Below are 10,200 nucleotides of genomic sequence, written 5' to 3'. Positions count from 1 at the left end.
GCGCTGGCGCTGTTTGCCTGGAAAGGCCATGTCTGGTGGCACTTTGCCCTGAGCATGGCCGTGGCCAACGTGCTGGGCAGCCTGCTCGGCACCCGGCTGGCGCTCAGGCACGGCGCCAGCTTTGTGCGGGGGGTGTTTATGGCCGTGGTTAGCGCGCTGATCATGAAGACCGGTTACGACGCCTTTTGGCGCTGAGCCAGGCTACAGTAGTTTCAGGGTCAATTGCCGCCAGGCGCCATCAAGGGTCTCCTGCACCAGCGTCGCGCAGGCAAAACTCAATGCACGTTGCTCGGCTGAAGGGATTCGCAAGACCAGGCTGTCTTGCACAGGCGGCCGCCCGCCTTCACGGGCCACGGTGATGTGCAGGCCTTGCGGCGTGCAAGCCACCTGCAAGCGCCACTGCCCATAAGCACCATCGCGGCAGGCTTGCGAGAGACCATCGTCTTCAAAACAGGTGGTCTCGAAGCGGCCCTCGCCCTGGATGGGAAACACCTGGAAGCCGCGCACATCCTCGACCTGCCCGAAATGGATCTCGCCCAGGTTGAGCGGGATGGCGCAGCCTTCGCGCGCCAGCAGGGGCGGCGGGCCGTCCAGCGGCGCGTCGAGCGTCACCCACTGGCCGGCGGCCAGATGGCGCGCGGTGTTCCAGTCGTACCAGCCGCCGCTGCCAGGCAGCCACACCCGGCGCTGGTGCTGGCCGGGCTCCACCACCGCCGCCACCAGCAGGCTGGCACCCAGCAGCATGTCGTCGTTTTCCTCGAAGCAGCGCTCGTCGTCGGCAAAGTCGTGGTAGGTCGGCCGGATGATGGGCTCGTAACCGCGGTGGTAGCGCCACACCAGGTCGTACAGGTAAGGCATCAGGCGGTAGCGCAGACGGATCAGTTCGCGGATCTGCGGCGTCACCTCGGGGTACATCCAGGGTTCGTTGACGGTCTGGTCGTCGTTCCACGAATGGATGCTGAAACGCGGCAGGAAGATGCCGTACTGCACCCAGCGCACCAGCAGCTCGGGGCCGGGCGCGGGGCCCGAGAAGCCGCCGATGTCGTGCCCGGTGTTCGACACGCCCGACATCGCCAGGCCCAGGCCCATGCGGACGTTGTAGCGCAGGGTTTCCCAGGCGGTGTAGTTGTCGCCCGACCAGGTTTGCACATAGCGCTGCATGCCCGCTGCGCCCGACCGTGACACGAGGTACGGCCGCACCTCGGGGGCAAATTCGGCCTGTGCGGCGTGCGAGGCCTGCATCATCAACAGGGTTTGCAGCGGCCGGGCCTCACGCGCCGCACGCGGCGTGCCGAAGCCGTGCATGCGCGCCTGGTCGCTCCAGATTTCGTATTCGTTGTTGTCGTTCCAGGTGGTGGGAATGCCGAGCTGCAGCAGTTGCTCGGTGACCTGTTGTTTCCACCACGCGATGGTCTGCGGATTGGTGAAGTCGAGGTAGGCGCCGGTGCCGTCCCAGAACTGCACGGCGGTGGGCTGGCCGTCCGGGTCCTGCACCAGCAGACCGGCCTGGCGGGCTTCTTCAAACCGCGGATGGTCGCGCAGCAGGGCGGGCTTGATGTTGGGTACCAGGCGCACGCCACGGTTCAGGTAGCTTTGCACGAAGCGCGCGGGCTCGGGGAACTTGTCGCGGTTCCAGTGGAACACGTAGCGGCCCGGGCCGATGGAGGTGTAGCCGGACGAGAGGTGGAACGAGTCGCAGGGGATGTCGTGCTCTTCGCAGCGGTCCAGGAATTCGCCCATGCGCTCCTGCGCGTTGGGCGCATCGGTGTAGCTCATGGTCGAGCCGGAATAGCCGAGCGCGTAGCGCGGCGGGAAGATCGGGCGGCCGGTAAGCCAGGTGTAGCGCCGGGTGATGGCTGCGGGGTCGGCGCCGGCGATGTAGTACAGGTCGAGGTCGCCGTGGTCGGCCACGAAGTAGCGGTAGTGGCCGTGGTAGTTGTCCATTTCCCGGCCCATGTCGAAGCTGCAGTCGGACAGGGTGTCGTAGAACAGGCCGAAGCACAGGCCCGCATCTTTCTCGCCGCCCTTGCGGGTGATGTAGAACGGAATGTGTTTGTACAGCGGGTCGGTGCTGCGCGCGCTGTAGCCCATGGGGTCGAGGTTGCACATGCGGTAGCGCTGGCCGGCGCGGTTGGCGTCGCCGGCTCGCTCGCCCAGGCCGAAGTAGGCTTCGCCAGGCGCACGCTGCAGGTAGTGGTAGACGCGCTCGTCCCACCAGCCGAAGTTGTAGCTCTGGGTCGAGCGGTCGGCCGCGGTGGCTTGCCATTGACCGTTGTGCTGGCTTTCCCATTGGCAGAAAAAACCTTCAAGGGCGATGGTCAGGCGGATGACGCTGGTGCGGATGCGCAGCTGCACGCTGTCTTCCGTCAGCTCAAAGGCGGGCAGGGAAAAACCGCTGAGGTCGAAGCGGTCGCGGCCCTCGGTGGGCAGGTTTTCGAGGCCCGGCGCCACCGTCCAGGTGCGCGGCATCTGCAGCTGGCCTTGCGGCAGCACGAGTACGCGCACGATGTCTTCTTCCAGCACCCAGACGTGGGCAACAGCGCCACCCGCGCTGCCGAGGATGAGGTGGTTGCCGCTGTGCGACTGCAGGGTGAATACGGGGGCTTGGTCTAAGCGCATGTTCGTCATCAAAAGAGTTGTGTGGGGCGTAGGGCCTTACAGGCGCAGGCCGTTCTGGTCGAAGCAGTGCAGGTGCTCGGGCGGGGCCGTGACTTTGACGGTGTCGCCGCGTTGGATGCCGGTCTGACCGCCCAGGATCAGCTCAAACGGCGTGCCCTCGACCACGCTGCCGTGCAGGATGCTGGTGCTGCCTAGCTGCTCGACCTGCGCCACCTTCAAATGCAGCGGGCCGTGGTCGTCCAACCGTGCGTGCTCGGGCCGGATGCCCACGATCTTGGTGCCGGGCGTGGCGTTGGGCAGCTGGGCCACGGGCACGAAGTTCATGCGCGGGCTGCCGATGAAGCCGGCCACGAACTGGTTGCAAGGCCGGTTGTACAGCTCCAGTGGTGAGCCGACCTGCTCGATGCGGCCCGCGCGCAGCACCACGATCTTGTCGGCCATGGTCATGGCTTCGACCTGGTCATGGGTGACGTAAATCATGGTCGAGCCCAGGCGGGCGTGCAGATCGCGGATCTCGGCGCGCATGGACACGCGCAGCTCGGCGTCCAGATTGGACAGCGGTTCGTCGAACAGAAACAGCTTGGGCTCGCGCACGATGGAGCGGCCAATGGCCACGCGCTGGCGCTGCCCGCCCGAGAGCTGGGTGGGCTTGCGCTGCAGCAGTGGATCGAGTTGCAGCATCACCGCTGCGGCCCTGACCTTGGTTTCGATCACCGACTTGGCCACGCCCAGGTTTTCCAGACCGAAAGCCATGTTGTCGTACACGCTCATATGCGGGTACAGCGCATACGACTGAAACACCATGGAGCAGCCCCGGTGCGCGGCCGACACCTCGTTGACACGCTGGCCGTCTATGCGGATGTCGCCGCTGGTGGCGGGCTCCAGCCCGGAGATGATGCGCAGCAGCGTGGATTTGCCGCAGCCCGAAGGGCCGACAAACACCACGAATTCGCTGTCGGAAACGGTCAGATCGACGCCGTGGATGATGGTGGTTTTGTCAAAGCTTTTGACAACGTTGGAGAGTTGTAGAGTAGCCACGAAAAGAGTCCTATCGAGGGTTCAGGCAGTTACTTCACACCGGCGCTGGCGATACCAGTGGCGATGTACTTCTGCAAAAAGGTGAAGACCAGGCTGATCGGGATCAGCGTGATGACGGTCATGGCCAGCAGGTAATGCCACTGCGTGTTGAGTTCGCCCTGGAAGGCGTTGAGTGCGAGCTGCAGCGTGAAGTTTTCCGACTTGGACAGCACGATCAGCGGCCAGAGGAAGTCGTTCCAGCGCCACATGAACGAGAAGATGGCCAGCACCGCCATGGCCGGCGCGGCCAGCGGCAGGATGATCTTCCAGTAGATGCGCCATTCGCTGGCGTTGTCCATGCGCGCGGCCTCCAGCAGCTCGTCGGGAATGGTCAGCATGTATTGGCGCAGCAGGAACACGCCGGTGGGCGTGGCCACCGCAGGCAAGATCACGCCCCACAGGTTGTTCAGCAAGCCCATGCTGGAGATCACCAGGAACGCGGGCACCAGGATGATGGTGGGCGGAATCATCAGCGTGGCGATGATTAGCACGAACACCGTTTTTTGGCCGGTGAACTGGTATTTGGACAAGGCGAACGCCGCCATGGAATTGAACAGCAGCGTGATGATGGTGGCCACCACGGTGATGAACACGCTGTTCCACAGATAGTTGCCGAAGGCGAACTTGCCAAACAGCTCGGTGTAGTTGCCACCGGCGAACTTGAGTTCGTTCACCGGCTTGCGGTCGTTGATGCCGACGCGAACCTCGGTTTGCGGCTGCTGCGGGTCGACCATGGTGGCAACTATGCCCATGCGGCGCACCTGCGCCAGCTCACGCGTCTGGCCTTGTTCGTCTTTCGCCAGATACAGCGGTAAGGGTTTGTCGTAGCCCGCCACCACCACCTCTTTCTGGCTGTAGGGCAGGAAGCTGGGCGGAAACTGGCTCAGCGCGCTTTCGGTCTTGAAAGACGACATGACCAGCCAGAGCACGGGCCCGAACATGACCACCAGGCCCAGCAGCAGATAGCCGTAGGAAACCCAGTCGGTCCAGTGCAGGCTGGTGCGGCCGCGGGTACGTGTGAGGAAATTTGCCATCGCTCGGGTCCTTATTTCTTGGTTTTTCCGGCGTCGCCCGCCTTGGACAGCCGCAGTTGCATCAGCGTCAGCGCCATGAGGCCGATGGCAAGAATCAGCGAAGCTGCTGCGGCCAGGCCGTACAGATGGATTTGCTCGGCAAAGCCGGTCTGGTAGATGTATTGCACGATGAAGGTGGTGGCCGAGCCGGGGCCGCCGCCGGTGAGCACGAACACTTCGTCAAAGCTTTGCACCGCGCGGATCATCACCAGCACCAGCACCACGATCAGATTGGGCATGAGCAGCGGCAAGGTGATGCGCGACAGCACGCGCAAGGGCGGCGCCGCATCCATCTCGGCGGCCTCGTACACGTCCTTGGGAATGGCTTGCAGCCCTGCCAGCAAGATCAGGGTGTAGAAACCCATGTGCGCCCAGATGGACACCACCACCACCCAGAAAAAGGCCCAGTGCCGGTCCAGCAGCCAGTCCATAGGCTGCGAGCCCATGGCCACCAGTCCGGCGTTGAACACGCCCTGGCTTTGCAACAGCCATTTCCAGATCAGCGCCACCACCACCGGCGACAACAGCACGGGGTAGAAGAACACGCCGCGCCAGAAGCCGCGGCCGATGATCTTGCGGTTCAGCACCAGGGCCGTGACCAGCGAGAAGCACAGCATCAGCGCCACCTGGATCAGGCTGAACTTGACGGTGTTGAAGATCGAGCGCCAGAAGATATCGGTGCGGCAGGTCTGCAGGTCCATGTAGTCCCGGCATTCCAGCAGGATGGAGAAGTTCTCCACACCCGTGAAGGGCCGCTGGGTAGGCAGCAGATTCACACCACCCGTCACCGCATAGACGAGGTTGACGACGATAGGCAAGAAGGTGAACACGCTGATCACCAGCAGATTCGGCCCTACAAAGAGCCAGCCGATGCGCGAAGTACCAAGCCATTTTTGGCCCAGCCGGAACACCGGCTCGAACAGATTGAAACAAAAGCCCAGAAGGCGGGAGAACACTGACATACCGACTCCGATCAAACCAGCGGGTCGCAATGGATGCGTAGGTCCGTTGCGACCTGCCGTTCTTATTTTTCTGCTTGCTTGACCGCTTCAGCCATGTCTGCGCTGATCTTGGTCACTGCTTCGTCCACGCTGATTTCACCCACAATAGCCTGCGTGACACGGGTCACGGTGGGCAGCATGAGGGCGCGGTTGTATTTGTAGCCCTGCAGTGCGTAGGCTGCCGGCGCCAGCGTGCTTGTGCCGCTTGTAAATACCCCAAGTGCAGCCTGGGCGGCGGGGCCAGCGCTCGGGTAGCTCACGCCTTTCTTGGCCACACCTGCATGGGCAGGAATATTGTTGGTTCTGGAAACCCATTCAGCGACGTTGGCCTCCTGCGCCATGAAGTCCAGGAACTGGCCGACTTCCTTGGGTGACTTGGTGGTCTTCAAGGCCACCCAGGCGGCGCCGCCGGGCATGCCGGAGCACGCTGCCGGGCCGCAGGGGTTGGGCACGGCCACCCAGTCGAACGCATTGCCGATTTCCTTCTGCATGCGGTTGATCTGCCAGGAGCCCGACAGCACCATCACCAGGCGCCCATTCTTGAACTCACCCACGGTATCGGCATAGCTGGAGCCGCCCGAGCCGCCCCACACGTCTTTCAGCATGGTGCCGTCCTTGTGCCAGGCGACGAACTTGCCGACGGCGGCCTTGTAGCCATCGTCCAGCGCCAGGTTGCCCTTGGCGTCGAATATCTTGGCGCCGTAGCTGATGGCCGGGCCGGCGAAGCGGTGGCCGGAGCGGTCCCAGGCCATGGCGGCCGGGGTCTGCGTGGCCTTGGCCACCTTGCGTGCCGCGTCCGCCCACTCTTCCCAGGTAGCCTTGGGGCCGGGCATGGGGATCTTGGCTTGTTCAAACAGGGTCTTGTTGACGAACGGGCCGGTCATGGTCATCTGCGACAGCATGCCGTAGATGCCCTTGTCGCCCACCTTGTTGCGCATCCAGGGCAGGGTGCTGCCGAAGTTGGCTTCCCAGTACTTGCGGTCTTTCACATAGGGGCCGATGTCCAGGTAGTTCTTCGACAAACCGCCGATCTCGGCCACGCGTGCGATGTCCGGGCCCTGGCCTGCGGCTAGCTGGATCGGCAGTTGCTCCACCACCGTTTTGTAAGGTACCACGTCGAGGATCACCTTGGCACCGGCGTTCTGCGCTTCATAGCGCTTGATGAGTTCGGCGGTCACGTCGCACTCGTTGCCGTCCTGGTAACACATGACGCGGATTTCGGCGTGCACCGCGCCAGGCAGCGCAACGGCGGCCAGGCCCAACAGGCCCGCGCCCATGGCGGCTTTTGTGAAACGCGGCACGGAGGATAGAGATTGGAATTTCATAGTCTTCTTTCGTGGTGGTGAGGGGATCAACGGGTTCGGCGGTTCAGCGAACCATGCACGGGCTCTTGGCGTCGAAGCGCCAGCCCGGAATAAGGAACTGCATGGCGATGGCGTCGTCGCGCGCGCCCAGGCCGTGCTGCAGGTAGAGCTGGTGCGCGCGTTCGACTTCGGCCATGTCGAGTTGTACACCCAGGCCCGGCGTTGTGGGCACCGCCACTTGGCCCTGCACGATCTGCAGCGGCGCTTGCGTCAGACGTTGGCCGTCCTGCCAGATCCAGTGCGTGTCAATGGCGGTGATATGGCCCGGCGCTGCGGCGGCGACGTGAGTGAACATGGCCAGCGACACGTCAAAGTGGTTGTTGGAATGCGAGCCCCAGGTCAGGCCCCACTCGTGGCACATCTGCGCCACCCGCACCGAGCCTTGCATGGTCCAGAAATGCGGGTCGGCCAGAGGAATGTCCACCGCCTGCAACTGGATCGCGTGGCTCATCTGGCGCCAGTCAGTGGCCACCATATTGGTGGCCGTGGGCAGGCCGGTGGCGCGGCGGAATTCGGCCATCACCTCGCGCCCGCTGTAGCCGCCTTCGGCGCCGCATGGGTCTTCGGCATAGGCCAGCACGCCATGCAGGTCGCGGCACAGGCGCACCGCGTCTTTCAGCAGCCAGCCGCCGTTGGGGTCGAGGGTGATGCGGGCCTGTGGAAAGCGTTCGTGCAGCGCGTGGATGGCTTCGACCTCTTCCTCGCCGCGCAACACACCGCCCTTGAGTTTGAAGTCGTTGAAACCATAACGGGCGTACGCGGCTTCGGCCTGGCGCACCACGGCTTGGGCATCCATGGTTTTTTCGTTGCGCAGGCGAAACCACTCGTTGTTGACACCCGCCTCGCTACGGTACGGCAGGCCGGTGGCTTGGCGGTCGCCCACGTAAAACAGGTAGCCCAGCATCGCGACCGACTCGCGCTGTTGGCCTTCGCCCAGCAGTTGCGCCACGGGCACGCCCAGGTGCTGGCCCAGCAGGTCTAGCAGCGCGGCTTCCAGGGCGGTCACGGCGTGGATGGCGATGCGCAGGTCGAAAGTCTGGTCGCCCCGCCCGCCGGTATCGCGCCCGGCAAAGGTCTGGCGCGCACGGCTCAGCAGTTGCTGATAGGTGCCGATGGATTGGCCCACCAGCAACGCGCGCGCGTCCTCCAGCGTTTGACGAATGGCTTCGCCACCGGGCACCTCGCCCACACCGGTGCGGCCCGCGCTGTCGGTCAGCAGCAACAGGTTGCGGGTGAAGAATGGGGCGTGCGCGCCACTGAGGTTCATCAGCATGGCGTCATGCCCGGCAACAGGAATCACCTGCAGCGCGGCGATGCGGGGCGTGGAGTGCGAAGGCGTGTTCAGCATGGTGCGAATGGAGAAAGTGTGAGCCAAATCTGAATTTGTTATCGATAACAAATGATGATGAAGCTTAACGTCGAAAAACATTCAAAAACAGGGGGTTTACCCTGAATTCCTATTCATTCACAGCCGATAAGCAGATCCATGCGCTCACATTGCACCCACTTTGTTATCCGTACCAAAAATGTTGTAAGGCGAGGTTTTTGGTACACAATCCCTGTATGTCGCAAGCCTTTACTGTCCATGATGTCGCCCGGCTGGCGGGGGTGTCCGCCATGACGGTGTCGCGCGCCCTGAACCACCCAGAACGGGTGTCGCCCGCCATGCGTGCCAAGGTACAAGAAGTGGTGCGGCGCACAGGTTTTGTGCCCAACGGCATGGCCGGTGGCCTGCGTTCATCGCGTGCGCGCTTGGTTGCTGCGGTACTGCCCACCCTGGTCGGGCCGGTGTTCCAGGAAACCATCCAGTCCCTCAACCAGGCGCTTGACGCCAAGGGCTACCAACTGATGATTGGCCAGAGCGGCTACGACGCCTTGCGCGAGGATGCGCTGCTAGATGCCATCATCCGCCGCCGGCCCGACGGCATCGTGCTCACCGGCATCATGCACTCCCCGGCCGGTCGGCGTCAGTTGCTCGCCTCGGGCATTCCGGTGGTGGAAACCTGGGACCTGACACCCACGCCCATCGACATGCTGGTGGGCTTCTCGAATGAGGACATTGGCGCCTCGGTGTGCGCCTACCTGCACCGGCGGGGCTACCGCCGGCCGGCGCTGCTCTGCGGCGACGACGAGCGTGCGCGGCGCCGCACCGATGGCTTTCGGCGCATGGGCCACACGTTGGGCCAGGAGGCCGACCTGCCGACCTACCTGGCCCCGGCCCCCACGACCCTGGGCTCCGGGCGGGCCGGGCTGGCACAACTGCTGAACCATCCAGCCGGCATCGATTCGGTGTTCTGCAGCTCCGACATGCTGGCCTTGGGCGTACTCATCGAGGCCCAGGCGCGTGGACTGGCGGTGCCCCAGCAACTGGCCATCGTGGGCTTTGGCGACCTGGAGTTTGCCGCCAGCCTGCAGCCGGCCTTGACCACGGTACGCATCGACGGCACCCGCATCGGCCAGACGGCCGCGCAGTACATCGTCGACCGGGCCGATGGCCGCACCGTTGCGCAGCCCATTGTCGACATCGGTTTCTCCATCGTGGAACGGGCCACGGCCTGAGGCCCGGGAGCCCGACAGGCGGTGTCGGATGCAGGGGGCAGGGCCTCAGCCCCCGAAAATCGCTATGTTTTTTTTAAAGATAGCTGTCAGCGCATGACCAGACTGCGTCAAAGTCTTTTTTTATCCCCCTTTTTTGTCGCCAGCGGACGGCTGGCGACAACGGGTGGTGGGGCGGCAGGGGCCGAGGCCGCCGGCGCTGGAGTGCCAGGCAGACCCGGCACGTCGGCCGCCATGCGCGGTTTGCCAATCGGCGCAGCGGCGAGCCCTTTTTGCACGGCCGCCATGTCTTCCTCGCTCGGGTATTGGCCCAGCAGCAGGTAGTCGAATGCCCGGCGCGCAATGGGCGCGGCGGAACCGGCGCCCCAGCCGGCGTTTTCCACGATCACGGCCAGCGCGATTTTGGGGTCGTCGGCGGGGGCCAGGGCGATGTACAAGGCATGGTCACGCTGGTGCTCTTCCATCCTGGCGCTGTTGTATTTGCCTTTCGCGGTCATGCCGACGGCCTGG

General features: G+C 64.0%; 8 protein-coding genes and 1 pseudogene. 2 read left to right on the top strand and 7 right to left on the bottom strand.

Annotation, left to right across the window (positions count from 1 at the left end; all coding sequences use genetic code 11):
- Window positions 1-195 (top strand): annotated as a pseudogene (locus tag RMO23_RS16945) (sulfite exporter TauE/SafE family protein); the annotation flags it as partial.
- Window positions 196-201: 6 nt separating this feature from the next.
- Here RMO23_RS16945 and RMO23_RS16940 read toward each other — a convergent pair.
- From RMO23_RS16940 to gudD, 6 genes are all read right to left on the bottom strand, one after another.
- Window positions 202-2,619 carry a glycoside hydrolase family 31 protein gene (locus tag RMO23_RS16940; RefSeq protein ID WP_309683893.1) on the bottom strand — a complete coding sequence of 806 codons (2,418 nt, stop codon included), beginning with the start codon at window positions 2,617-2,619 and terminating at the stop codon, window positions 202-204.
- A 36-nt stretch (window positions 2,620-2,655) separates the two neighbouring features.
- Window positions 2,656-3,657, bottom strand: coding sequence for a sn-glycerol-3-phosphate ABC transporter ATP-binding protein UgpC (locus RMO23_RS16935; protein WP_309683891.1), 1,002 nt, complete (start codon window positions 3,655-3,657; stop codon window positions 2,656-2,658).
- Between the two features lie 29 nt (window positions 3,658-3,686).
- On the bottom strand, window positions 3,687-4,730 hold the full coding sequence (locus RMO23_RS16930) for a carbohydrate ABC transporter permease (RefSeq protein ID WP_309683889.1): 1,044 nt from the start codon (window positions 4,728-4,730) through the stop codon (window positions 3,687-3,689).
- A gap of 11 nt (window positions 4,731-4,741) precedes the next feature.
- The gene (locus RMO23_RS16925; RefSeq protein ID WP_309683887.1) at window positions 4,742-5,731 is read right to left on the bottom strand and encodes a sugar ABC transporter permease; all 990 of its coding nucleotides are present in this window, start codon (window positions 5,729-5,731) and stop codon (window positions 4,742-4,744) included.
- Between the two features lie 62 nt (window positions 5,732-5,793).
- Entirely contained in the window at window positions 5,794-7,071 is a 1,278-nt protein-coding gene (locus tag RMO23_RS16920) for an extracellular solute-binding protein (RefSeq protein WP_309683886.1), read from the bottom strand.
- Window positions 7,072-7,138: 67 nt separating this feature from the next.
- The gene (gene gudD / locus RMO23_RS16915) at window positions 7,139-8,482 is read right to left on the bottom strand and encodes a glucarate dehydratase (protein WP_309683884.1); all 1,344 of its coding nucleotides are present in this window, start codon (window positions 8,480-8,482) and stop codon (window positions 7,139-7,141) included.
- Between the two features lie 215 nt (window positions 8,483-8,697).
- Here gudD and RMO23_RS16910 point away from each other — a divergent pair, with 215 nt between their 5' ends.
- Window positions 8,698-9,693, top strand: coding sequence for a LacI family DNA-binding transcriptional regulator (locus RMO23_RS16910; protein ID WP_309683882.1), 996 nt, complete (start codon window positions 8,698-8,700; stop codon window positions 9,691-9,693).
- Window positions 9,694-9,800: 107 nt separating this feature from the next.
- Here RMO23_RS16910 and RMO23_RS16905 read toward each other — a convergent pair.
- Window positions 9,801-10,200, bottom strand: a 400-nt coding sequence (locus tag RMO23_RS16905; RefSeq protein WP_309683880.1) for a penicillin-binding transpeptidase domain-containing protein, incomplete at its 5' end; no start/stop codon positions are given.

Source organism: Polaromonas sp. (genome assembly GCF_031411155.1).
GTDB lineage: Bacteria > Pseudomonadota > Gammaproteobacteria > Burkholderiales > Burkholderiaceae_C > Polaromonas.
The sequence above is the reverse complement of the archived record's forward strand: the minus strand, read 5'-3'. Positions and strand labels throughout refer to the sequence as shown.